The organism is Pseudomonas lurida, from assembly GCF_002563895.1.
GTDB classification, from domain to species: domain Bacteria; phylum Pseudomonadota; class Gammaproteobacteria; order Pseudomonadales; family Pseudomonadaceae; genus Aquipseudomonas; species Aquipseudomonas lurida.
The window spans coordinates 627590-652001 of record NZ_PDJB01000001.1; the positions used below are offsets into that span (position 1 = coordinate 627590).

A 24412-nucleotide genomic window follows, 5' to 3' on the forward strand; every position below is an offset into this window, starting at 1 on the left:
TTGCCTGCCAAGGCCTCTTCGCAGGCACGCCAGCTGCCCCATTGGATGCATTCCAAATGGGCTGGCTGGCGTGCCTGCGATAGCGGTTTCAGCGGCTCAGGTACATCCGCGTTGTCAGCAAATACACCGGCAACCCCGACACCAGAATCAATAGCGCCGCATAGGGCGCCGCCGCCGCGAATTCCACATTCGAGGTATGTGCCCACACCGCGGTTGCCAAGGTGTTCAGCCCCGTCGGGCTCAGCAGCAGCGTGGCGGTCAATTCCTTCATCGCATCCAGGAACACCAGTGCAAACGCCGCGCCCAATGCTGGAAAGATGATCGGCAGCGTCACCCGGCAAAACGCGCTGAACGAGGAGGCCCCCAGCGTGCGTGCGGCTTCTTCCAATTGTGGGGCGGCCTTGTTCAGTGCTGTGCGAATCGGCGCCTGGGCCAGAGGCAGGAACAGCAACGCATAGGCAATCAACAGCAGCGCCGAGGTCTGGTACAGCGCCGGCACGTAATGCAGCGCGAAGTAGACCAGTGTCAGCGCAATCACCAGGCCGGGCAGTGCATGCAGCAGGTACGGCAAGCGTTCAGCCCAGAGTGCCAGTTGGCCTTTGTAGCGCACCACCAGCAGTCCCACCGGCACCGCCAGTACCAGGCACAGTGCGGCGCCACCCAGCGACAGTGCCAGCGAAGACAGCAGCGCCTCCCCGATCTCGGCCACCGGGAACGCAGCCGACGAACCGACTGCCAGCCAATACCCGAGCATGCCCAGGGGGATGCCGCTGCCGATGATCGCGAGTGCCAGGCAGTACACTTGGCCCAGTGGAGTCCATTTGCCCAGTCGTACCTGCTCGGCGTGGCGGGCCGCGCCCTGGCCGATGCGTACATGCCGGCCCTTGCCGCGCACGCGCAACTCCAGCCACAGCAATGTCAGGCACATCACCAGCAGTACCGCCGACAGCATCGCGGCGTTGGCATTGCTGAATTCCAGTTCGAATTGCTGGTAGATCGCAGTGGTAAACGTCTGCAGGCCGATGATCGACAGTGCGCCGAATTCCACCAGCATGTGCAGGGCGATCAATAGTGCCCCGGCCAATAGCGACGGCCACAGCAGCGGCAATGTAATGCGAAAGAATACGCCCCAGCGGTTCAGTCCCAGGGTGCGGGCCGACTCTTCCAGGGACGGGTCGAGATTGCGCAGTGTCGCCGCGACCGGCAAAAACACCAGCGGGTATTTGGACAGGCTCATCACCAGGATGGCGCCGCCAAGCCCTTCGAAACTGGCGCTCAGTGACACCCAGGTAAAGCTGCTGACAAACGCGGGTACCGCAAACGGCAGGCACAGGATCACACCCCAGATGCGCCGCCCCGGCAGGTTGCTGCGTTCCAGCAACCAGGCCAGCGACAAGCCAATCACGCCACACGCCACCGTCACCCCGACCATCAACGCCAAGGTGTTGCGCAGCAACCCGAACACATAGGGCCGCCACAGCAGGTGCACCGCCTCTGCCCAGCCGGCTTGCCAGGCCTTGAGCCCGACATACGCCAGTGGCAGCAGGCTCAAGCCCACCAGCAACACCACGGGAAGCAACAGCCAGATCGAAGGGCGCTTGCGCCTTGGGCTTAAACCCCTGCGCAAGGCGGGGGCGGGTAGCGGTGGGTTCATCAGTTCAGGCCAACGTCACGTTCCAGGTCCAGGGCTTCTTCGGCGTTGCCAAGGTCCGCTGGGGTGACTTTCGGCGGCTGCAGCTCGTTGAAAGGCTTGAGGCCGCGGTTGGATTCCATGCCTTTGCGCAACGGGTATTCGGCCGAGGTGTTGGTGATCACGCGCTGGCCCTCTTCACTGGCCATGAATGCCAGCAGTTGCTGGGCTTCCTTGGGGTGCTTGCTGGATTTGAGCGCTGCAGCCGAAGACACTGTGATCAAGCCGCCGGCGTCGCCGTTGGTGAAGTAGTGCAGCTGGGAATCCAGGTTGGTTTTTTCTTTCTTCAGGGCGAACCAGTAGTAATTGTTCACCAGTACAGTGGCGACCTCGCCGTTTTCCACGGCTTTTAGGGCGACCATGTTGTTGCTGTATACCTTGCCGAAAGCGCGCAGGCCGGTCAGCCATTCTTCGGCGGCTTCGCGGCCGTGCAGCTTGATGATCGCCACGGCCTGTTCCTGGAACGCGCCACTGGTAGGCACGAAGCCCACTTTGCCTTGCCACTCGGGGCCGGCGAAATCCAGCACTGATTTCGGCAGGTCTTTTTCAGCAATCAGCTTCGGGTTGAACGCCACAACGCGGGTACGTGCGGTCACGCCCATCCAGTCGCCATTGGCGCCCACGTAGTCCTTGGGCAATACATCGAGGGTGCTGGCGTCGATCTTGGCCAGCAGCCCTTGCTCGCCGAGCTTGTTGAGCGGTGGCGACTCTTCGGTGTAGATCACATCGGCAGGGGAGCGGTCACCTTCTTCGACGACCTGGCTGGCCAACTGGTTGCTGCTGCCTTTGCGCACGTTGACGTGGATGCCGGTCTTGGCTTCGAAGGCCTTGGCGAGTTCATCGCCGACTTCCTTGTGCTGGCCGTTGTACAGGGTCAGGGAAACCTTGTCGGCGCAATAGGCGCTGGGAGAGATCAGGGTCAGGCCGAGCAGAGTGATGGTCAGGCCACGCAGAAGGGATGTCTTGAGACGGGTATCGCGGATCATCATCCGGGGTTTTCCTCACTTGAGTGCAACAAATCATTGCAAGGATAAACGATAAAGTTTCTCAGGTGCGGACGCGGGGTCAAATCGACAGGAAAGTTTCCAGGCCAAACTTCCCAGGCGAGGTTTTTTAAACCCCGGAAACGAAAAAACCCGCTTTCGCGGGTTTGATCTGAATTTGGTGCCCAGGAGAAGACTCGAACTTCCACGACCTTGCGATCACCAGCACCTGAAGCTGGCGTGTCTACCAATTTCACCACCTGGGCATTATCAACAACGCTTGCGCTGTTGATGGAGCGAACTATACGGAGGGCTTTTTGATCTGTAAACCCCTGATTCGAAAAAATAAATCAAGATTTACGTTAAAAATCAGAGGCCTGAAACGAAAAAACCCGCTTTCGCGGGTTTAATCTGAATTTGGTGCCCAGGAGAAGACTCGAACTTCCACGACCTTGCGATCACCAGCACCTGAAGCTGGCGTGTCTACCAATTTCACCACCTGGGCATTATCCGACAACGTTGCCGTCGTCGATGGCGCGCACTATACGGAGGGGATTTTGAGCTGTAAAGCCCTGCTATGAAAAAAGCCTGGAAAATTTCGCCAATGGTCGTGCAAGGTGCTCGCCGGGGGCTGCAAAGGGCTTTAAAAGGCTTGTTGACGTCTGAAATTTCCCGTTTCAATACGCGTATGCCAAACTAACCCGCATATAGACAAGGTGAAAACTCTCTAATGGCCGATTGGCAGTCCCTCGATCCCGAGGCCGCTCGTGAAGCGGAAAAATATGAAAACCCTATTCCTAGCCGTGAACTGATCCTGGCGCATCTCGCCGATCGGGGTTCGCCTGCTAGCCGCGAGCAGCTGGTTGAAGAGTTCGGTCTGACCACCGAAGACCAGCTCGAAGCCCTGCGCCGCCGCCTGCGCGCCATGGAGCGCGATGCTCAGTTGATCTACACCCGCCGTGGCACGTATGCGCCGGTAGACAAGCTCGACCTGATCCTGGGCCGCATTGCCGGTCACCGTGACGGGTTTGGCTTCCTTATCCCGGACGACGGCAGCGACGACCTGTTCATGAGCCCGGCGCAAATGCGCCTGGTGTTCGACGGCGACCGTGCCCTGGCCCGCGTTTCCGGCCTGGACCGTCGTGGTCGCCGTGAAGGCGTGATCGTCGAAGTGGTTTCCCGTGGTCACGAGACCATCGTGGGCCGCTACTTCGAAGAAGGCGGCATCGGCTTTGTCGTACCGGATAATCCCAAGGTGCAGCAGGAAGTGCTGATCACCCCGGGCCGCAACGCCAACGCCAAGGTCGGTCAGTTCGTCGAGGTGAAAATCACCCACTGGCCAACCCCGCGCTTCCAGCCGCAGGGCGATGTGATCGAAGTGGTCGGCAACTACATGGCGCCGGGCATGGAAATCGATGTCGCGCTGCGGACCTACGACATTCCTCACGTATGGCCTGAAGCTGTCGTGAAAGAAGCGCGCAAGCTCAAGCCCGAAGTCGAAGAGAAGGACAAAGAGAAGCGCATCGACCTGCGCCATCTGCCGTTCGTCACCATCGACGGCGAAGACGCCCGCGACTTCGACGACGCGGTCTACTGCGAAGCCAAGCCGGGCAAGCTGCGCCTGTTCTCCGGTGGCTGGAAGTTGTTCGTGGCGATTGCCGACGTCTCCAGCTACGTGAAGATCGGTTCGGCCCTCGACAACGAAGCCCAGGTGCGTGGCAACTCGGTGTACTTCCCTGAGCGCGTGATTCCGATGCTGCCGGAAGAGTTGTCCAACGGCTTGTGCTCGTTGAATCCGAAAGTCGACCGTTTGGCCATGGTGTGCGAGATGACTATCTCGAAAACCGGCGAGATGACCGACTACCAGTTCTACGAAGCGGTGATCCACTCCCAGGCGCGCCTGACCTACAACAAGGTCAGCACCATCCTGGAGCAGCCGAAAACCAGCGAAGCGAAAGCCTTGCGCGGTGAGTACGGCCACGTCGTACCGCACCTCAAGCAGCTTTACGCGTTGTACAAGGTGCTGTTAGGCGCTCGTCACGTACGTGGCGCGATCGATTTTGAAACTCAGGAAACCCGGATTGTGTTCGGCTCCGAGCGCAAGATCGCGGCGATCACGCCGACCACTCGCAACGATGCGCACAAGCTGATCGAGGAATGCATGCTGGCGGCCAACGTGGCCACTGCTGAATTCCTGAAGAAGCACGAGATTCCCGCGCTCTACCGTGTGCACGATGGCCCGCCGCCGGAGCGCCTGGAGAAACTGCGCGCGTTCCTCGGTGAGCTCGGCCTGTCCCTGCACAAAGGCAAGGACGGCCCGACGCCGAAGGACTACCAGGCTCTGCTCGCCAGCATCAAGGACCGTCCGGATTACCACGTGATCCAGACCGTGATGCTGCGCTCCCTGAGCCAGGCGGTGTACAGCGCTGACAACCAGGGTCACTTCGGCCTGAATTACGAGGCGTACACCCACTTCACCTCGCCGATTCGCCGTTACCCGGACCTGCTCACGCACCGCGCGATCCGCAGCGTCATCCATTCCAAGCAGAACACCCCGCACGTCAAGCGCGCCGGCGCCATGACCATTCCGAAGGCACGGATCTATCCGTACGACGAAGCGGCCCTGGAACAGTTGGGCGAGCAGTGCTCCATGAGCGAGCGCCGCGCCGACGAAGCCACCCGTGACGTGGTGAACTGGCTCAAGTGCGAGTTCATGAAGGATCGCGTGGGCGAGTCGTTCCCGGGTGTGATCACTGCCGTGACCGGCTTTGGTCTGTTTGTGGAGCTGACCGACATCTACGTCGAAGGCCTGGTGCACGTCACGGCCTTGCCGGGTGACTACTACCACTTCGACCCTGTGCATCACCGCCTGGCGGGTGAGCGCACCGGTCGCAGCTTCCGCCTGGGTGACACCGTGGAAGTGCAGGTCATGCGCGTCGATCTCGACGAGCGCAAGATCGACTTCGGCATGCCCGACAAACCCGCAGAAGCGCCGGGCAGCCGCAAAAAGCGCGGCAGCGAAACCACGGCGCCGTCCTCGAAGGGCAAGGGCGCGCCTGCGAAAGCAGCGGTCGCCGAGCCTGCACCGGCCAAGGCCGGTCGCCGTTCGTCTGCCAAGGACAAGGCGCCTGAAGCCTACCGCCCAAGCGACGCAGCGGCGAAAAACGCCGAACTGCGCAAGAGCCGCGAGTTGAAGCAACAGTTGCTCAACGAAGCCAAGAGCGGTGGTAAAGCGGCGTCTGGGGGAAAGTCCCAAGGGGCGGAAAAACCGTCGAGCAAGCCAAGTAAACACCGTAAAGGCCCGCCGAAAGCGGGTTCGGCTCCCGCGAAAAGCGGCGGGTCGCGCAAACCTAAGGCCAAGTCATGAGTCTGGAAAAAATCTACGGCGTCCACGCCGTAGAAGCATTGCTGCGTCACCACCCTAAACGCGTCAAGCAGGTGTGGTTGGCCGAAGGCCGTAGCGAGCCTCGCGTGCAGGCGCTGGTCGAGCTGGCCACCCAAAACAAGGTTGCCATCGGCCAGGCCGAGCGTCGTGAAATGGACGTGTGGGTGGAAGGTGTCCACCAGGGCGTGGTCGCGGACGTCAGCCCGAGCCAGGTCTGGGGCGAGGCGATGCTCGATGAATTGCTCGATCGTACCGAGGGCGCACCGCTGTTGCTGGTGCTGGACGGCGTGACCGACCCGCACAACCTCGGCGCTTGCCTGCGTTCGGCGGATGCTGCCGGTGCGCTGGCGGTGATCGTGCCTAAAGACAAATCGGCGACCTTGACGCCGGTCGTGCGTAAAGTCGCCTGTGGCGCGGCGGAAGTGATTCCACTGGTGGCCGTGACTAACCTGGCACGCACCCTGGAGAAACTCCAGCAGCGCGGCCTGTGGGTCGTGGGCACGGCGGGGGAGGCGGAGGTCAGCATTTATGACCAGGACCTCACCGGCCCGACCATCCTGATCATGGGGGCCGAAGGCAAGGGCATGCGCCGCCTCACCCGTGAGCACTGTGATTACCTGGTGCACTTGCCGATGGCCGGCAGCGTCAGCAGCCTCAACGTGTCGGTGGCAACGGGCGTCTGCCTGTTCGAAGCCCAGCGCCAGCGTGGCGCCAAAAAGGGCGTGAAGAAAGGCTGATAACAACGCAGTACCCGGTGGGAGCCGGGCTCGCCCGCGATGACGGTGTGTCAGTCGGCAGCGATGTGGCCGACGCCGCCATTGCAGGCAAGCCAGCTCCCACGGTTGTTTGGCGTCTGTGCGGGTGCTGCGCTGTTCAAATAATCACCAATCACCTTGCACGCTTCCTCCCCCTTCTCTACAATTGCGCCCCTTGCCTTCCTGGCAGGCACCGATGTGCCTCCCTGCGGCAAGATCCATAAGTGTCATTCACTCCTTGTCTGACCGTTTTTGAGCGGCAGGCTACAACCCGTAAGGAGCATTCATGCGTCATTACGAAATCATCTTTTTGGTCCACCCGGATCAAAGCGAGCAAGTCGGCGGCATGGTTGAGCGTTACACCAAGCTGATCGAAGAAGACGGCGGCAAAATCCACCGTCTGGAAGATTGGGGCCGTCGTCAACTGGCCTACGCAATCAACAATGTTCACAAGGCTCACTACGTGATGCTGAACGTTGAGTGCACTGGCAAGGCCCTGGCCGAGCTGGAAGACAACTTCCGCTACAACGATGCAGTGATCCGTAACCTGGTCATCCGTCGCGAAGAAGCCGTTACCGGCCAATCCGAGATGCTCAAGGCTGAAGAAAACCGCAGTGAGCGCCGTGAGCGTCGCGACCGTCCTGAGCACGAAGGCGCTGATAGCGCTGATAGTGATGACAGCGACAACAGCGATAACGCTGACGAGTAATCCACGGACCTTTTAAGGAGCCTATCAAATGGCACGTTTCTTCCGTCGTCGTAAATTCTGCCGCTTCACCGCTGAAGACGTGAAAGAGATCGATTACAAAGATCTCAACACTCTGAAAGCCTACGTATCCGAGACCGGCAAAATCGTTCCAAGCCGTATCACCGGTACCAAAGCACGTTATCAGCGTCAGCTGGCTACCGCTATCAAGCGCGCCCGCTTCCTGGCCCTGCTGGCCTACACCGACAGCCACGGCCGCTGAGACCGGGCAGTCGACAAGTAGTAAGGGATTGAATGCATGCGCGCCTTAGCTGAGTTCATCATGCGCGGTCGCGTGCAGGCCACTCTGGTAGTGGCTGGATGTGCAGCATTGCCGTTGTTGTATTGGTTGGGTGCTGCCGCTGGATGCCTTGTGCTCCTGCGGCGCGGTTTACAGGATGCCGTTGGTGTCCTGGCCCTGGGAGTGCTGGCCGCCTTGATCTGGTGGCTGCAACTGGGCGAACCCAAGGTACTTCTGGTACTGCTGGGGTCGTCGAGCCTTGCGTTGGTTTTGCGCGCAAGTGAGTCCTGGGCCCGTACGCTGCTAGTCAGCGTGGCATTGGGGTTGGTGTTTTCGGTGTTGATTGACGCGGCTTTCCGCCCGCAAATCGAGGCGCTGTCGCAGGAGATCGTCAAGATCCTGCCGATGGCCCTCGGGGAACTCTACCAGCAGCTGTCGGTAGAAGAGCGAGCGCGACTGGCAACACTGATTGCACCGGCCCTGATCGGCCTGATGGCGGTAATGATGCAGATCGTCAGCGTGCTGAGCCTGATGCTTGGGCGATATTGGCAGGCGTTGTTGTACAACCCGGGTGGTTTTGGTCGCGAGTTTCGCAGTATCAGAATCCCCGTGGGCCCGGCGATGTTGCTGCTGGCACTCATGGTGGTCGGACCGTACTTCGGTTCACAGGCGACCTTGCTGGTGCTGTTTTGCAGCGTACCGCTGGTGTTTTCCGGGCTGGCCCTGATTCACGGGCTGGTCGCGCAGAAGCGCCTGGCCAGGTTTTGGCTGGTGGGGATGTACGTAACGATGTTGGTGTTCATGCAGCTGATCTATCCGTTACTCGTGGTTTTGGCCATTGTCGACGGCCTGATTGATTTTCGCGGTCGTCTGGCGCCGAAAGACGCCGATAACGCGAACGGTGAAGGTTAAAAGTTAGAGGATTTTCACATGCAACTGATCCTTCTGGAAAAAGTCGCCAACCTGGGCAACCTGGGCGACAAAGTGAACGTTAAGGCCGGCTACGGTCGTAACTACCTGCTGCCATACGGCAAAGCCACCGCTGCAACCGCTGCCAACCTGGCTGCGTTTGAAGAGCGTCGTGCTGAGCTGGAAAAAGCAGCAGCAGACAAAAAAGCTTCGGCCGAAACTCGCGCTGCCCAACTGGCTGAGCTGGAAGTGACTATCACTGCCACCGCCGGTGACGAAGGCAAGCTGTTCGGTTCGATCGGCACCCACGACATCGCTGATGCACTGACCGCCTCCGGCGTTGAAGTGCAGAAGAGCGAAGTTCGTCTGCCGAACGGCACCATCCGCAACGTAGGCGAATTCGACGTAGCCGTGCACCTGCACGCCGAAGTTGAAGCCACCGTACGCGTTGTCGTGGTAGCAGCTTAAGCAATACCTAACTGACTGGCACCTCGCGTGCCAGGCAGTTAACATCGGGCACGATCCTGTTTACAGGTCGTGCCTTTTGTTTTTCTACACACCCCTAATTTCAAGTGGCCATGAACGATATTTCAGCTCCTGAGCAATACGATCTGCAAACCGCTGCCCTGAAGGTGCCGCCGCATTCCATCGAGGCCGAACAGGCCGTGCTCGGTGGTTTGATGCTGGACAACAACGCCTGGGAACGCGTGCTGGATCAAGTCTCGGACGGTGACTTCTATCGCCATGACCACCGCCTGATCTTCCGCGCCATCGCCAAGCTGGCCGACCAGAACTCGCCGATTGACGTGGTGACCCTGGCCGAGCAACTGGACAAGGAAGGCCAGACCTCCCAAGTCGGCGGCCTGGGCTACCTGGGTGAGCTGGCGAAAAACACGCCGTCGGTCGCCAACATCAAGGCCTATGCCCAGATCGTTCGCCAGCGGGCCACGCTGCGCCAATTGATCGGCATCAGCACGGAGATCGCCGACAGCGCCTTCAACCCGGAAGGGCGCACGGCCGAAGAGATCCTCGACGAGGCTGAGCGCCAGATCTTCCAGATTGCCGAAGCGCGGCCGAAAACCGGCGGCCCGGTGGGCGTCAACGAGCTGTTGACCAAGGCCATCGACCGCATCGATACCCTGTTCAACACCGATGCGGCCATTACCGGTATTTCCACCGGTTATGCCGACCTCGACGAGAAAACCAGTGGCCTGCAGCCCTCCGACTTGATCATCGTCGCCGGTCGTCCGTCCATGGGTAAGACCACCTTTGCGATGAACCTGGTGGAAAACGCCGTGTTGCGCAGCGACAAGACGGTATTGGTGTACTCCCTCGAGATGCCTGGTGAGTCGCTGATCATGCGTATGCTCTCGTCCCTGGGTCGTATCGACCAGACGAAGGTGCGTTCCGGCCAACTGGAAGACGACGACTGGCCGCGCCTGACCTCGGCGGTCAACCTGCTCAACGACCGCAAGCTGTTCATCGATGACACGGCGGGCATCAGTCCTTCGGAGATGCGCGCGCGGACTCGTCGCCTGGTGCGTGAGCACGGCGACATCGCCTTGATCATGATCGACTACTTGCAGTTGATGCAGATCCCAGGCTCCAGCGGTGACAGCCGTACCAACGAGATTTCCGAAATCTCCCGGTCCCTCAAGGCCCTGGCCAAAGAATTCAATTGCCCGGTGGTGGCGCTGTCCCAGCTCAACCGTTCCCTGGAGCAACGCCCCAACAAGCGCCCAGTGAACTCCGACTTGCGCGAATCCGGAGCGATCGAGCAGGACGCCGACGTCATCATGTTCGTGTACCGCGACGAGGTGTATCACCCCGAGACCGAGCACAAGGGCATTGCCGAAATCATCATCGGTAAGCAGCGTAACGGTCCCATCGGCTTTATCCGCCTGGCGTTCATCGGTAAGTACACGCGCTTCGAAAACCTTGCGCCAGGCAGCTACAACTTCGATGACGACGAGTAAGTCCCAGCGCCTGTGAGGGCCTCATCGCAGGCAGGCCCGTTCCCAGGCTGATGTGTGAATACATTCAGATGTGGGGGCTGGCTTGCCTGCGATGGCATCACCACAATTCCGACCATTACCGTCGGAATTGGTCAAAATTTGTGCTATATTCCGCGCCCGCGATTTTTCATCTCAACACCGGTCACCGTCATGCAAACAGCCAAGCCGTTATTTGACTATCCCAAGTACTGGGCCGAATGTTTCGGCCCTGCGCCATTCCTGCCGATGAGCAGGGAGGAGATGGATCAGCTTGGCTGGGATTCCTGCGACATCATCATCGTCACCGGTGATGCCTACGTTGACCATCCGTCGTTCGGCATGGCGATCATCGGCCGGCTGCTGGAGTCCCAAGGCTTCCGCGTCGGGATCATTGCCCAGCCGAACTGGCAGTCCAAAGACGACTTCATGAAGCTCGGCGAGCCGAACCTGTTCTTCGGTGTCGCGGCCGGCAACATGGACTCGATGATCAACCGCTACACCGCCGACAAGAAAATCCGTTCCGACGACGCCTATACCCCCGGCGGCATGGCTGGCAAACGCCCGGACCGCGCGAGCCTGGTCTACAGCCAGCGTTGCAAGGAAGCCTACAAGAACGTGCCGATCGTACTCGGCGGCATCGAGGCCTCCCTGCGCCGCATTGCCCACTACGACTATTGGCAGGACCGCGTGCGCAACTCGATCCTGATCGACGCCACCGCCGATATCCTGCTGTACGGCAATGCCGAGCGGGCCATCGTCGAAGTTGCCCAGCGCCTGTCGTGGGGGCACAAGATCGAAGACATCACTGACGTGCGCGGCACTGCGTTCATCCGTCGCGACACGCCGGCGGGCTGGTACGAAGTCGACTCCACGCGTATCGACCGTCCGGGCAAGATCGACAAGATCATCAACCCGTACGTGAACACCCAGGACACCCAGGCTTGCGCCATCGAGCAGGAAAAAGGCCCGCAGGACGATCCGGAAGAAGCCAAGGTCGTACAGATCCTGGCGAGCCCGAAGATGACCCGCGACAAGACCGTGATCCGCCTGCCTTCGGTGGAAAAAGTCCGTGGCGATGCAGTGCTCTATGCCCACGCCAACCGCGTGTTGCACCTGGAGACCAACCCAGGTAACGCCCGCGCACTGGTGCAGAAACACGGTGAAGTGGACGTGTGGTTCAACCCGCCGCCCATTCCCATGACCACCGAAGAAATGGACTACGTGTTCGGCATGCCGTACGCCCGTGTGCCGCACCCGGCGTACGGCAAGGAAAAAATCCCGGCCTACGACATGATCCGCTTCTCGGTGAACATCATGCGTGGCTGCTTCGGCGGCTGCACCTTCTGCTCGATCACCGAGCACGAAGGCCGCATCATCCAGAACCGTTCCGAAGAGTCGATCATTCGCGAGATCGAAGAGATCCGCGACAAGGTCCCAGGCTTTACCGGCGTGATCTCCGACCTTGGCGGCCCGACCGCGAACATGTACCGCATCGCCTGCAAAAGCCCGGAAATCGAATCCGCCTGCCGCAAGCCGTCGTGCGTGTTCCCTGGCATCTGCCCGAACCTGAACACCGACCACTCGTCGTTGATCCAGCTGTACCGCAGCGCCCGTGCCTTGCCGGGTGTGAAGAAGATCCTGATCGCTTCCGGCCTGCGCTATGACCTGGCTGTCGAATCGCCGGAATACGTGAAAGAGCTGGTGACCCACCACGTCGGTGGCTACCTCAAGATCGCCCCGGAACACACCGAGGAAGGTCCGCTCAACCAGATGATGAAGCCGGGCATTGGCAGCTATGACAAGTTCAAGCGCATGTTCGAGAAGTACACCAAGGAAGCGGGCAAGGAGCAGTACCTGATTCCTTACTTCATCGCCGCCCACCCGGGCACCACCGATGAAGACATGATGAACCTGGCCCTGTGGCTCAAGGGCAATGGCTTCCGCGCCGACCAGGTGCAGGCGTTCTACCCGTCGCCGATGGCCACTGCCACCGCGATGTACCACTCGGGCAAGAACCCGCTGCGCAAGGTCACCTACAAGAGCGACGCGGTGACCATCGTCAAGAGCGAAGAACAGCGCCGTCTGCACAAGGCCTTCTTGCGCTACCACGACCCGAAAGGCTGGCCGATGCTGCGTGAAGCGTTGACCCGCATGGGCCGTGCCGACCTGATCGGGCCGGGCAAGGACCAACTGATTCCGCTGCACCAGCCGAGCACTGACAGCTACCAGAGCGCGCGTCGCAAGAACTCGACGCCGGCCGGCAGCCATAAGGTCGCCAAGGAAACCACCACGAAGATCCTCACCCAGCATACCGGCCTGCCGCCCCGTGGCAGCGACGGCAGCAACCCATGGGACAAGCGTGAGCAAGCCAAGGCCGCGGCCCAGGCGCGCAATAAACAGGCAGCCAAGGACCGCGCTGATGCGGCCAAGGGCAAGGGCGGCAAGCCCGCGCGCAAGCCGGTCGTGCCGCGGTGAAGGCAGCCTGAACATGTAAAACGCCAGCCGTGTGCTGGCGTTTTGCTTTCTATTCGGTGGCGAGCCTGTTTGTTAAGGTAGCGACCATTAAATCGCCTTCGCGAGCAAGCCCGCTCCCACACTTGAATGTATTCGCAAATCAAAATGTGGGCGCGGGCTTGCTCGCGAAGGCGTCAGTTCAGTCACCACCCATTTCAAGGAAGAACACCCCATGGGTAGCCCCCTGGCCGGCATCGGCATGGACTCCAACCGCTCGCAGTTCATGGCGCGCCAGCGCATCGAAAGCCAGATCAACCTGCCGCGTCTGTTTGCGGCCATCGACGCCGATCCAGGTATCGTTGGCGCAGGCGTCGTATACATCGACGCCGACTTCAACGTCATTACCCTGCGCGAATTCAAGCCCATCTGCAGCATCAAGCCCAAGCGCATCATTTTGCGTGAAGCGCAGAAGTACATTGCGCCAACGCAGTTTGCTCAACATGTCGTGAGCAATCCTCGAGAGTCGCGACTGATTGGCGAAGCCGTGAACACCGGAATCTCTTGCTTGGGGGCGGTCATCAGTTGGGCTGCGATCGCCAGTGGAACCATTCTGGTGCCTTTCAGCGCTGGCGCCAGTTCCGTCATCGTTGTAGTGGGGTATGCGGCTGCCGGCGCGAGTACGCTTCAGTGTTTTAACGGCATTGCCCGAACAGCGCTGGAAGTCGCCAAACCTGAGGTCAAGGATTCGCTCGACAGTGAAGGCTGGTACCAGAATGCGTCCATTGTGCTGGACGCCGTATCACTGGCAGGCGTGGGCGCTTCGGCCCTGACGACGGTCAAGCTGGTCAGGGCCGCCAAAGCATCGACGGGCAAGAGCCTGCGTGATGTTCTTCGCGGTTTGAATCGCCAGGAAAGAGCCAAGCTGACGAAAGAGCTGCTGAGCATCAACCATCCCAGCTTGACCGCGAAGATGATCAAATTGAGGCAGGCGTCGGGCGAGCTCACCAAGCGTTTCACCCCTACGCAGCTCAAGCACAGCACCACTACCCAGATCAAAGACGTCCTGGGCGCGAGCGTTGGGTTTGGCGGGAGTGCCTACTCCGGAAACGTCAACACCATCGCGATTGGACTCTACGAGGAGGTAAACGAATGAGCGAATTGATGACGCTACGCGACTTTTTCAGGCAATACTTTCTGACGTTTATGGGCGGCGTATTTGCCGCATGTTTTTCTTTGGCATTGGCTGTGGCGTTGGCGTTCATTACCTACTTTCGTGATGCGCCCCTTGCCCAAGTGGGGCTCAAGATTATGTCTGCCGGGGCGCTGCTGGTTCTGTTGACGGTCCACAGCAACTTTATGATTTTGCGAGGCCGACCCTCCTGGGTTTGGGTGATGGTGGGAATCTACGTCGGCTGCCTGCTGTTTGTGTTTCCAATGGTTCAATACCAGCCTCAAAAGGTTCTCTTTGGGTTGGCTCTGTTATTCCCATTGCTCGGATTATTGACACTTAACAGCAAGGTTCAACGAGAGATGCGCCAAAAACTGCTGGAGATCCGCTATCTGCGCCAGGCCGTTATAGCGGCGGATAAAAAGCGTTAGCTCCACTGGTCCGTGCCAGCACCAACCCTGTGGTAGTTTTTTAGTTGTATTCAGTGGCGAGTCCGATGGTTAACGCTGTGCTCCTTAAGTCGCTTTCGCAGGCAAGCCAGCTCCCACAGTTGACCGCGTTCTTACTTTGAACTCCGGCCAACTGTGGGAGCCGGGCTTGCCCGCGAAGGGGCCAGGTTGGTCAGTAGGACTGTATGAGGAAATCAGCGATGAGTGAGCTACCTGGCATTCGCAGTTTCCTGGCGCAGTATTTTCCGGTCTTCATGGGCGCGATTTTCGCGGCGGTGTTCAGCCTTGTGTTTGCGGTGCCGCTGATTTTCGACAGTTACTTCCCACGCTTGCCGATGGACGACACCTCAAGTGTTCCTTCCCGGGTGGCCTCGCGCTGACATGGGGCGTCGTGCAGTGCAATTTCATGATCGCGCGCGGGCGGCCGCAGTGGGTCTGGCCGCTGGCGGCGCTGCTTGCACTTTGTGTGGTGGCGGTACTGCCCTCTGTCGCCTTTGGTCCGCATCCGCTGTCCTATGGATTGAGCCTGCTGTTCCCGCTGCTGGGGTTGCTGCTGCTCAACAGCAAGCGCCACCGTGAAATGCGTCAGAAACTGGTCGAAGTCCGCCGCCTGCGCCAGGCGATGATTGCCCAGCACAAACACCGTTGACTGGGTAGATTCACCACCCACCCTCATGCATGCGCCACAAATATGTGCGTCACTTGCACCACGGCCCCCCCCGCTGGCGCCGTTTTGGTGCTGTACTGCACCGGGTCTTACGATAAAGCGCAATGACTGCCGCTCTGGCATAAGTCTTGCGCGCTTTGTGCCCATGCCCTGGCTCGCAGGAGGCCGCCGTGTCGATTCATGTCGCGTTGCACCACGTTACGCATTACCGCTACGACCGCGCTGTCGAACTCGGCCCACAGATCGTGCGGTTGCGTCCGGCTGCCCATAGTCGGACGCGGATTCTGTCCTACGCACTGAAAGTGCTGCCCGAACAGCACTTCATCAATTGGCAGCAGGACCCCCAGGGCAATTACCTGGCGCGGTTGGTGTTTCCGGAAAAGACCGATCAACTGCGTATCGAGGTCGACCTGGTCGCCGAGATGGCGGTGTTCAACCCGTTCGACTTTTTCCTCGAGCCTTACGCCGAAAAAATCCCTTTCAGCTACGCCGCCGATGAACAGCGCGAGCTGGCGCCGTATCTGGAAACCCTGCCGCTGACGCCGAAGTTCGCCGCGTACCTGGCGGGTATCGACCGCACGCCGTTGCCGGCCGTGGACTTTCTGGTGGGCCTCAACCAGCGTTTGGCGGCCGATATCGGCTACCTGATCCGCATGGAACCGGGGGTACAGACCCCGGAATTCACCCTGGAAAACGTCTCCGGCTCCTGCCGCGATTCAGCCTGGCTGCTGGTGCAATTGCTGCGCAACCTGGGTTTGGCGGCGAGGTTTGTGTCCGGCTACCTGATCCAGTTGACCGCCGACGTCAAGGCCCTTGATGGTCCATCCGGCACTGAAGTGGACTTCACCGACCTGCACGCCTGGTGCGAAGTGTATTTGCCCGGCGCCGGCTGGATCGGCCTGGATGCGACCTCCGGGCTGTTCGCCGGTGAAGGGCATATCCCGTTGGCCTGCAGTCCGGATCCATCTTCCGCCGCCCCTATCAGTGGGCTGGTGGAGCCGTGCGAGTGCGAATTCACCCACGAAATGTCGGTAGAGCGGATTTGGGAAGCCCCAAGGGTTACAAAGCCCTACACCGAAGAGCAATGGCTGGCGATCCAGGCACTGGGTCGGCAGATCGACGGCGACCTGCTCAAGGATGACGTACGCCTGACCATGGGCGGCGAGCCGACCTTCGTGTCCATCGATGACCCCGACGGCGCCGAGTGGAACACCGCCGCGCTTGGGCCGGATAAGCGCCGCCTGTCCGCCGAGCTGTTCCAGCGCATGCGCAAGCACTACGCGCCCAAGGGCCTGGTGCACTTCGGCCAGGGCAAGTGGTACCCCGGCGAGCAACTGCCACGCTGGTCGCTCAATTGCTATTGGCGCCGCGACGGCGTGCCGATCTGGCACAACAGCGCGTTGATCGCCGATGAGCAGCAAGACTATGGCGCGGACGGCGCCCTGGCCGGGCGTTTTCTGGCCAGCGTCGCTGAACGCCTGAAACTGCCGGCCCGCTTTGTGTTCCCGGCCTTCGAAGACAATTTCTACTACCTGTGGCGCGAAGGGGCGTTGCCGCAAAACGTCACTGCCCAGGACCCACGCCTGAGCGACGACCTGGAGCGCGAGCGCCTGCGCAAGGTATTCGCCCAGGGCCTGGACAAGATCATCGGCCAAGTGCTGCCCCTGGCGCGTACGGCGGCCAATGACCGCTGGCAAAGCGGGCGCTGGTACCTGCGCGACAACCATTGCCGCCTGGTGCCGGGTGATTCGCCGCTGGGCTATCGCCTGCCATTGGCCTCGCAGCCTTGGGTGACGGCGGCGGAGTATCCGTTTGTGCACCCCACTGACCCTAACCAGGACCAGCCGGAGCTGCCGACGACCGCCCAATTGCAAAGCCACGGTGAACCCGCGCCAAGTGATGAGCGCGTGCCGGAGGTGGACGAGTCCGCCGATTGGTTGACCCGCACCGCCCTGTGCGCCGAAGCGCGTGAAGGCCGCCTCTATCTGTTCATGCCGCCCCTGGAGCGCGTCGAAGACTACCTGGAACTGGTGGCTGCCATTGAGGCGACTGCCGAGGAACTGCACTGTCCGGTATTACTGGAAGGCTACGAGCCGCCGGCGGATATGCGCCTGAGTAATTTTCGCGTCACGCCGGACCCTGGCGTGATCGAGGTCAACGTGCAGCCGTCCGCCACCTGGGACGAGTTGGTGGAACGCACCGAATTCCTCTATGAGCAAGCACGACAAACCCGCCTGACCACCGAAAAATTCATGATCGACGGACGCCACACCGGCACCGGTGGCGGTAACCACTTTGTGCTCGGTGGCGCGACACCCAAGGACTCGCCGTTCTTGCGTCGGCCGGATCTGCTGCGTAGCTTGATCAGCTACTGGCACAATCACCCCTCGTTGTCCTACCTGTTCTCCGGCCTGTTCATCGGTCCGACTTCACAGGCACCCCGGGTGGACGAGGCACGCAACGATGCGCTGTACGAGCTGGAAATCGCTTTTGCGCAAATGCCCGAACCCGGCGAAGAATGCCCGCCATGGTTGGTGGACCGTCTGCTGCGCAACCTGCTGATCGACGTGACCGGCAATACTCATCGCGCCGAATTCTGCATCGACAAACTCTACTCACCGGATGGCGCCACCGGCCGCCTTGGCCTGCTGGAGCTGCGCGCGTTTGAAATGCCGCCCCATGCACGCATGAGCCTGACCCAGCAACTGCTGCTGCGGGCGCTGGTTGCGCGCTTCTGGCGTGAACCCTACGCGCCGCCGAAGCTGGCGCGCTGGGGCACCGAACTGCATGACCGTTTCCTGTTGCCGCACTTCATCGCGCAAGACTTCGCCGACGTGATCGTCGAACTCAACGCGGCCGGCTACCCGCTGCGCGCCGAATGGTTCGCCGCGCACCTGGAGTTCCGTTTTCCCAAGGTGGGCGACTACGCCGTCAGCGGTATCGAGCTGGAACTGCGCCAGGCCCTGGAGCCCTGGCACGTATTGGGCGAAGAGGGCGCGGTGGGTGGCACGGTGCGCTATGTGGACTCATCGCTGGAACGCTTGCAGGTGAAGTTGAGCGGCCTGGCGCCACAACGCTATCTGCTGACCTGCAACGGCATTGCGGTGCCGTTGCAGCCCACTGGGCGCGTCGGTGAGTTCGTTGCCGGCGTGCGCTACCGCGCGTGGCAACCCGCCAATTGCCTGCAACCGACGATCGCGGTGCATGCGCCGTTGGTGTTCGACTTGCTGGATACCTGGATGCAACGCTCGTTGGGCGGCTGCCAGTACCACGTCGCCCATCCGGGTGGACGCAATTACGACAGTTTGCCGGTGAATGCCAATGAAGCCGAAAGCCGGCGCATGGCACGGTTTTTCCGCTTGGGGCATAGTCCTGGCAAGCTCCCCGTGCCAAGCCTGGTCATCAACGACGAGTTACCGATGACCCTGGATTTACGGCGCCACCCCAATAAAAATGACTGAACGCAATCCACAATGTGGGCGCGGGATGGCTCGCGAATACGGTGAATCGGTCGATACATCAGTTGACTGATCCGCCGCCTTCGCGAGCAAGCCCGCTCCCACAGGGGATTTGCCGTGTTTGTTAGGTTAATCTGAGCCCCCTTGCCCCTGCCGAGCGTTCCATGTCCGACTTGCTCGACCGTTACCCGCTGACCGCGGGCACCTATCATGAACTGCTGGACGACAGCGGCGCGGTACGTGCCCACTGGCGGCGCCTGCTCGACCATCTGCAACGCAGCACACCCGCGCAATTGGCCCAGCGCCAGGCGTTGCTGACCCGGCAGATCCAGGAAAACGGCGTGACCTATAACGTCTACGCCGACCCCAAGGGCGCGGACCGTCCCTGGGAGCTGGACCTGCTACCCCATGTGCTGGCCGCCGATGAATGGCAGCAGCTGTCGGCGGGTATCGCCCAGCGTGCGCGCCTGCTCAATGCCGTGTTGGCCGACCTGTACGGCCCGCAACGCCTGATCAAGGAAGGCTTGCTGCCGGCCGAGCTGGTGTTCGGGCATAACAACTTCCTGTGGCCGTGCCAGGGCATTCAACTGCCGGACAGTGCGTTCCTGCACCTGTACGCCGTGGACCTGGCGCGCACGCCGGATGGCCGTTGGTGGGTCACCGCCGACCGTACCCAGGCGCCATCCGGTGCCGGTTATGCGTTGGAAAACCGTACCATCGTGTCGCGGGCGTTCCCGGATCTTTACCGGGACCTGCAAGTTCAGCACCTCACCGGTTTCTTCCGCACCTTGCAGGAAACCCTGGCCCGCCAGGCGCCCGCTGATAACCAGCCCCCGCTGATCGTGTTGCTCACGCCAGGCCGCTTCAACGAAAGCTATTTCGAGCACCTGTACCTCGCTCGCCAACTCGGCTACCCGCTGGTGGAAGGCGGCGACCTCACCGTGCGCGACAGCACCGTATTCCTGAAGACCCTCAGCGGCCTGCGCCGGGTGCACGCGATCATGCGCCGCCTGGATGACGACTTCTGCGACCCGCTGGAACTGCGCACCGACTCGGCCCTCGGCGTGCCCGGCCTGCTGGACGCCGTGCGCCAAGGCAATGTGCTGGTGGCCAATGCCTTGGGCAGCGGCGTGCTGGAGTCCCCCGGCTTGCTGGGGTTCCTGCCCAAGATCAATGAGTTCCTGTTTGGCGAAGAACTGATCCTGCCGTCCATTGCCACGTGGTGGTGCGGTGAAGCGCCGGTGCTCGCTGAAGCCCTGGAGAAACTGCCGGAACTGCTGATCAAGCCGGCGTTTCCGTCGCAGAGTTTTGCGCCGGTATTCGGCCGTGACCTGGACGACGAACAACGCCAGGCCCTGGCCGAGCGCATGCGCGCCCGGCCCTACGCCTATGTCGCGCAGGAGCTGGCGCAACTGTCCCAGGCGCCGGTGTGGCACACCGTGGATGACCACCTGCAACACCGCGCCATCGGCATGCGCGTGTACGCGGTGGCCAGCGACGACGGCTACCGCGTGCTGCCCGGCGGCCTGACGCGGGTGGCCGCCGAGGCCGATGCCGAAGTGGTGTCGATGCAACGTGGCGGCGCCAGCAAGGACACCTGGGTGCTGGGCGAACGCGCCGCCGGTAGCGAGCACTGGCGTGCACAGCGGGCGATTGGCGCCCATGACTTGGTGCGCCGCGATCCTTATCTACCGTCCCGCGTGGTGGAAAACCTGTTCTGGTTCGGGCGTTACTGCGAGCGCTGCGATGACAGTGCACGCTGGCTGCGCATCGTGCTGGCGCGCTACGTGGACGGTGACGACCCGCTGGCCTTGCAGGCGGCGGTCGAGCTGGGCGAAAACCTGCGGCTGTTGCCGGAGGAGGGCGAGTTGCCCGAACGCCTGCTGGCGGCGCTGCTCGGTGATGACTGGCCCTCGAGCCTGCGCGCCAACCTGCAACGCTTGCAGTGGGCGGCGTCTCAGGTGCGCGGCAAGTTGTCCCGGGAGAACTGGCAAGCCCTGGTGGAGCTGCAACGCGAGGCCATTGAGCTGGAAAGCGACACCCCGGATTTTGGCGAGTTGCTGGATTTTCTCAACCGCCTGGTGATGTCCCTGGCGGCGCTGTCCGGGTTTGCCCTGGACGACATGACCCGCGACGAAGGTTGGCGCTTCTTGATGATGGGCCGGCGCATCGAGCGCCTGCAATTTCTGAGCAGCAGCCTGGCGGCGTTCCTGCGAGGCGTGGCGGTGTTCGACCAGGCGGGGTTGGAGTGGTTGCTGGAGCTGGGCAACAGCAGCATCACCTATCGCTCGCGCTACCTGGCGGTGCCACAGTTGATCCCGGTCCTCGACCTGCTGCTGCTGGACGAGCAGAACCCCCATGCGGTGCTGTTCCAGCTCAAATTGGTGAGCCGCACCCTGCGGCGTCTCAACGACGATTTCGGCGTGGCGCGGGAAACCGGCCTGGCTCCATTGGTCGAGCGCCTGGCGCGATTCGACCTGGGCTGCCTGGAGAACCCGTTGTTTGGCGAAGCCAGCGTGCGTGCCGCGCTGGATGGCTTGGCTGATCTGCTGCAAGCCGTCGCCGATGAGAGTGGGCAAGTGTCGGACCGCCTGGCCTTGCGCCACTTTGCCCATGTGGATGATGTCAGCCAGCAAACGGTGTCGGTGTGATGAGCGCGCGCTATCAGATTTTCCACGATACTCATTACCACTACGACAGCCCGGTGTCCCTGGCCCAGCAGTTGGCGCACTTGTGGCCACGGCCGTGCGCCTGGCAGCGTTGCAGCTCGCAACAACTGGATATCAGCCCGGAGCCGACGTCGCGCCGCGATGAGCTGGACGTGTTTGGCAATCCCATCACTCGCCTGGCGTTCGAGCGGCCCCATGATGAGCTGCTGGTGAATGCCGGGTTGACCGTGGAAGTGCTGGCGCGGCCGGCGCTGGACTTCCAGCAATCGCCGGCCTGGGACCAGACCCGCGACAGCCTGACCTACAGCAGCCAGGCCATGCCGCCAGAGCTGATCGAAGCCTGCCGCTACCGTTTCGAATCGCCCTATGTGCACCTGAAGAAAACCTTCGTCGAGTTCTCCGAAAGCTGCTTTCCCCCTGGCGAGCCGCTGTTGTTGGGCGTGCAGGCATTGATGGAGAAGATCTTCAGCGAGTTCACTTTCGATGCCGAAGCCACCCAGGTCGCCACACCGCTGGTGGAAGTGCTGGAGCGTCGACGCGGCGTGTGCCAGGACTTCGCCCACCTGATGCTCGCCTGCCTGCGCTCGCGGGGGCTGGCGGCGCGTTATATCAGCGGTTACCTGCTCACCCAGCCACCGCCCGGCCAACCACGGCTGATCGGCGCGGATGCGTCCCATGCGTGGGTGTCGGTGTATTGCCCGGTATCAGGTTGGGTGGATTTCGACCCGACGAACAATGTGCAGCCGGCACTGGAGCACATCACCCTGGCCTGGGGCCGGGACTTTTCCGATGTGTCGCCGTTGCGAGGGGTGATCCTGGGGGGAGGGAGCCATGACCCTGAGGTGCGGGTGACGGTGATGCCGCTGGAATAACGGTTGATTGTGCCGAGCCGGAGGGGCCGGCTCAGCACAAAGGAAATTATTCAGCCGGATCTTTTGGTGTTTCGGTCTCGTCGCTCGTTACTTCAGCATCGGCATCCGGGTTCAGTGCACCGGCCTCTTCATCGGCAGCGGCTTTCTTGCGCTGCAGTTTTTCCTCTTTCTTCTGTTCCTTGGCCAAGTCTCTCTGACGTTTGGCGAAGGAGTAATTAGGTTTGGCCATGGGCGATCCTCTAGGGTCGAAGGTGAGGGTGGCGGCGCGCAGCTGCCTTGGGACGACATGGTAGCAGCTTCGAGGTGCGCTTGGCCTTCACTTACCGCAGGCGTAGGCAGCCAGCAGGCCGTTGAACAGTTGATTAAGGTGCATGGCTCGGACTCCGGTGGGTGATGAGCCGATCATAGGCAGGTCGCAGTACTTTGGCTGGTAGATTGTGTTGATCAGTCTGATAGCCTAAAGTTGTATACAATCTGTTGATTCAGATCATAAGAATTTCTGCCTGCTTCAGGCACCCTTTGTCGCAATACGCGTTTTCTAAACCCTGCCTTGGAGATTCACATGTTTGCCAAACTCGTTGCTGTTTCCCTGCTGACTCTGGCGAGCGGCCAGTTGCTTGCTGCAGAGTGCAAGGTCACCGTCGACTCCACTGACCAGATGTCCTTCAACACCAAAGCCATTGAAATCGACAAGAGCTGCAAGACATTCACCGTCGAGCTGACTCACTCCGGCAACCTGCCGAAAAACGTCATGGGCCATAACTGGGTGCTGACCAGCGCCGCCAACATGCAGCCTGTTGCCACTGACGGCATGGCCGCGGGTATCGACAAGGACTACCTGAAACCAGGTGACGATCGGATCATCGCCCACACCAAAATCATCGGTGCTGGCGAGAAAGACTCGGTGACCTTCGACGTGTCGAAGCTGGCGGCCGGTACTGACTATGCATTCTTCTGCTCGTTCCCAGGCCACATCTCGATGATGAAAGGCACTGTGACCGTCAAGTAAGACCGCGTCATCGTTCATCGCAGGCAAGCCAGCTCCCACACTCGACCGCGTTCTCATGTTGGACATCGGTCAACAGTGGGAGCTGGCTTGCCTGCGATGGCAATCTAACGATCAATACAACACGCTCTGGCTCACCTCACGGCGCAAACGGCATGACCCGCTTGTGTTCGGTCTTGCGGTACGTGTCGCAGATAATCCTGAACGCTTCCTCGCGCACCGGCTCGCCATGCAGGAACGCATCGATCTCGGCGTAGGTCACGCCATGTGACGCTTCGTCCGGCTTACCTGGCGAAAGGTCTTCCAGGTCGGCAGTCGGAATCTTCTCCACCAACGACTCCGGCGCACCAAAGTGCCGCGCAATCGCGCGTACCTGGTTCTTCACCAGCCCGCTCAACGGCGCCAGGTCGCAGGCGCCGTCACCGAACTTGGTGAAAAAACCCATCACCGCTTCCGCTGCGTGGTCGGTGCCGATCACCAGGCCACCGGCCGCGCCGGCGATGGTGTACTGGGCGACCATGCGCATGCGCGCCTTGGTGTTGCCCAACACGAAATCGCGGGACACCGCGGCCTTGCCTTCAAATGCCGCCACTTCATTGGCCAGGGATTTAACCGCCGGGCCGATGTTCACTGTGTGGCGTTCGTCCGGTTCGATAAAGTCCACCGACGCCTGGGCATCAATCTCATCGAACTGGGTTTCGTAGGGTAGGCGCACGGCGATAAAACGGTAGGCTTCATCGCCGGTGCTGGCGCGCAGCTCCTGCATCGCGCGTTGGGCCAACAGGCCGGCGGTCAGGGAGTCGACACCGCCGCTGATGCCCAGCACCAACGCTTTGAGCCCGGAATTGCGCAGGCAGTCCTGGATAAAAGTCACGCGGCGGGCGACTTCGGCCTCAAGGGCGGCCTGGTCTTTGAACGGCGCTTGGACCTTGAGCTGTTCAGCAATCTCACGCTGTACGGCTTGCAT

At 61.1% G+C, this 24412-nt stretch carries 18 protein-coding genes, 2 tRNA genes and 1 pseudogene; 15 read left to right on the plus strand and 6 right to left on the minus strand.

Going from position 1 to position 24412, the window contains the following annotated elements; all coding sequences use genetic code 11:
* Nucleotides 1-88: 88 nt before the first annotated feature.
* The 4 genes from ATH90_RS02745 to ATH90_RS02760 all read right to left on the minus strand — a co-directional run bounded on the left by ATH90_RS02745 (nt 89) and on the right by ATH90_RS02760 (nt 3178).
* Nucleotides 89-1654 carry an ABC transporter permease gene (locus tag ATH90_RS02745; protein WP_034105695.1) on the minus strand — a complete coding sequence of 522 codons (1566 nt, stop codon included), beginning with the start codon at nt 1652-1654 and terminating at the stop codon, nt 89-91.
* Nucleotides 1654-2679: an iron ABC transporter substrate-binding protein gene (locus ATH90_RS02750; protein ID WP_034105693.1), complete on the minus strand. Its 1026-nt coding sequence runs from the start codon at nt 2677-2679 to the stop codon at nt 1654-1656. Before ATH90_RS02750 ends, ATH90_RS02745 begins: the two co-directional genes overlap by 1 nt.
* Before the next feature lie 173 nt (nt 2680-2852).
* Nucleotides 2853-2939 (minus strand) — tRNA-Leu (locus ATH90_RS02755).
* A gap of 152 nt (nt 2940-3091) precedes the next feature.
* Nucleotides 3092-3178, minus strand: a tRNA-Leu gene (locus ATH90_RS02760).
* 225 nt (nt 3179-3403) lie between these two features.
* Between ATH90_RS02760 and rnr the strand changes: the two genes are divergently transcribed.
* The 14 genes and pseudogenes from rnr (at nt 3404) to ATH90_RS02830 (ending at nt 22439) form a co-directional block, all read left to right on the plus strand.
* Nucleotides 3404-6040, plus strand: a complete 2637-nt coding sequence (gene rnr, locus ATH90_RS02765; RefSeq protein ID WP_098465665.1) for a ribonuclease R — start codon at nt 3404-3406, stop codon at nt 6038-6040.
* Nucleotides 6037-6795, plus strand: a complete 759-nt coding sequence (gene rlmB, locus ATH90_RS02770) for a 23S rRNA (guanosine(2251)-2'-O)-methyltransferase RlmB (RefSeq protein WP_034105689.1) — start codon at nt 6037-6039, stop codon at nt 6793-6795. Before rnr ends, rlmB begins: the two co-directional genes overlap by 4 nt.
* A gap of 304 nt (nt 6796-7099) precedes the next feature.
* Nucleotides 7100-7522: a 30S ribosomal protein S6 gene (rpsF, locus tag ATH90_RS02775; protein WP_003236224.1), complete on the plus strand. Its 423-nt coding sequence runs from the start codon at nt 7100-7102 to the stop codon at nt 7520-7522.
* Nucleotides 7523-7550: 28 nt separating this feature from the next.
* Nucleotides 7551-7781: a 30S ribosomal protein S18 gene (rpsR, locus tag ATH90_RS02780; protein ID WP_002551829.1), complete on the plus strand. Its 231-nt coding sequence runs from the start codon at nt 7551-7553 to the stop codon at nt 7779-7781.
* Nucleotides 7782-7817: 36 nt separating this feature from the next.
* A complete protein-coding gene (locus tag ATH90_RS02785) occupies nt 7818-8711 on the plus strand; it encodes a YybS family protein (protein WP_034105687.1) in 894 nt (297 codons plus the stop codon).
* A gap of 18 nt (nt 8712-8729) precedes the next feature.
* Complete coding sequence (rplI, locus tag ATH90_RS02790; RefSeq protein ID WP_003171376.1) at nt 8730-9176, plus strand: 50S ribosomal protein L9; 447 nt, start codon at nt 8730-8732, stop codon at nt 9174-9176.
* 110 nt (nt 9177-9286) lie between these two features.
* On the plus strand, nt 9287-10684 hold the full coding sequence (dnaB, locus tag ATH90_RS02795) for a replicative DNA helicase (RefSeq protein ID WP_016976916.1): 1398 nt from the start codon (nt 9287-9289) through the stop codon (nt 10682-10684).
* Between the two features lie 189 nt (nt 10685-10873).
* A complete protein-coding gene (locus ATH90_RS02800) occupies nt 10874-13177 on the plus strand; it encodes a YgiQ family radical SAM protein (RefSeq protein WP_034105685.1) in 2304 nt (767 codons plus the stop codon).
* Between the two features lie 211 nt (nt 13178-13388).
* Nucleotides 13389-14309 (plus strand): Ssp4 family T6SS effector, encoded by a 921-nt coding sequence (locus tag ATH90_RS02805; protein WP_034105683.1) that lies wholly within the window; start codon nt 13389-13391, stop codon nt 14307-14309.
* Nucleotides 14306-14755 (plus strand): hypothetical protein, encoded by a 450-nt coding sequence (locus ATH90_RS02810; RefSeq protein ID WP_034105681.1) that lies wholly within the window; start codon nt 14306-14308, stop codon nt 14753-14755. Before ATH90_RS02805 ends, ATH90_RS02810 begins: the two co-directional genes overlap by 4 nt.
* A 218-nt stretch (nt 14756-14973) precedes the next feature.
* Nucleotides 14974-15422: pseudogene (locus tag ATH90_RS02815) on the plus strand (hypothetical protein).
* A 188-nt stretch (nt 15423-15610) separates the two neighbouring features.
* Nucleotides 15611-18901 carry a transglutaminase family protein gene (locus ATH90_RS02820; protein WP_098465666.1) on the plus strand — a complete coding sequence of 1097 codons (3291 nt, stop codon included), beginning with the start codon at nt 15611-15613 and terminating at the stop codon, nt 18899-18901.
* A 161-nt stretch (nt 18902-19062) separates the two neighbouring features.
* Nucleotides 19063-21549, plus strand: a complete 2487-nt coding sequence (locus ATH90_RS02825) for a circularly permuted type 2 ATP-grasp protein (RefSeq protein WP_034105674.1) — start codon at nt 19063-19065, stop codon at nt 21547-21549.
* Nucleotides 21549-22439 carry a transglutaminase family protein gene (locus ATH90_RS02830; protein WP_069021515.1) on the plus strand — a complete coding sequence of 297 codons (891 nt, stop codon included), beginning with the start codon at nt 21549-21551 and terminating at the stop codon, nt 22437-22439. The genes ATH90_RS02825 and ATH90_RS02830 overlap by 1 nt, the downstream gene beginning before the upstream one ends.
* A gap of 46 nt (nt 22440-22485) precedes the next feature.
* Here ATH90_RS02830 and ATH90_RS02835 read toward each other — a convergent pair whose 3' ends face one another.
* Nucleotides 22486-22668, minus strand: a complete 183-nt coding sequence (locus tag ATH90_RS02835; RefSeq protein WP_034105670.1) for a hypothetical protein — start codon at nt 22666-22668, stop codon at nt 22486-22488.
* 333 nt (nt 22669-23001) lie between these two features.
* Here ATH90_RS02835 and azu point away from each other — a divergent pair, with 333 nt between their 5' ends.
* Entirely contained in the window at nt 23002-23448 is a 447-nt protein-coding gene (gene azu / locus ATH90_RS02840) for an azurin (RefSeq protein ID WP_010213586.1), read from the plus strand.
* A gap of 136 nt (nt 23449-23584) precedes the next feature.
* Here azu and nadE read toward each other — a convergent pair whose 3' ends face one another.
* Complete coding sequence (nadE, locus tag ATH90_RS02845; protein ID WP_034105668.1) at nt 23585-24412, minus strand: ammonia-dependent NAD(+) synthetase; 828 nt, start codon at nt 24410-24412, stop codon at nt 23585-23587.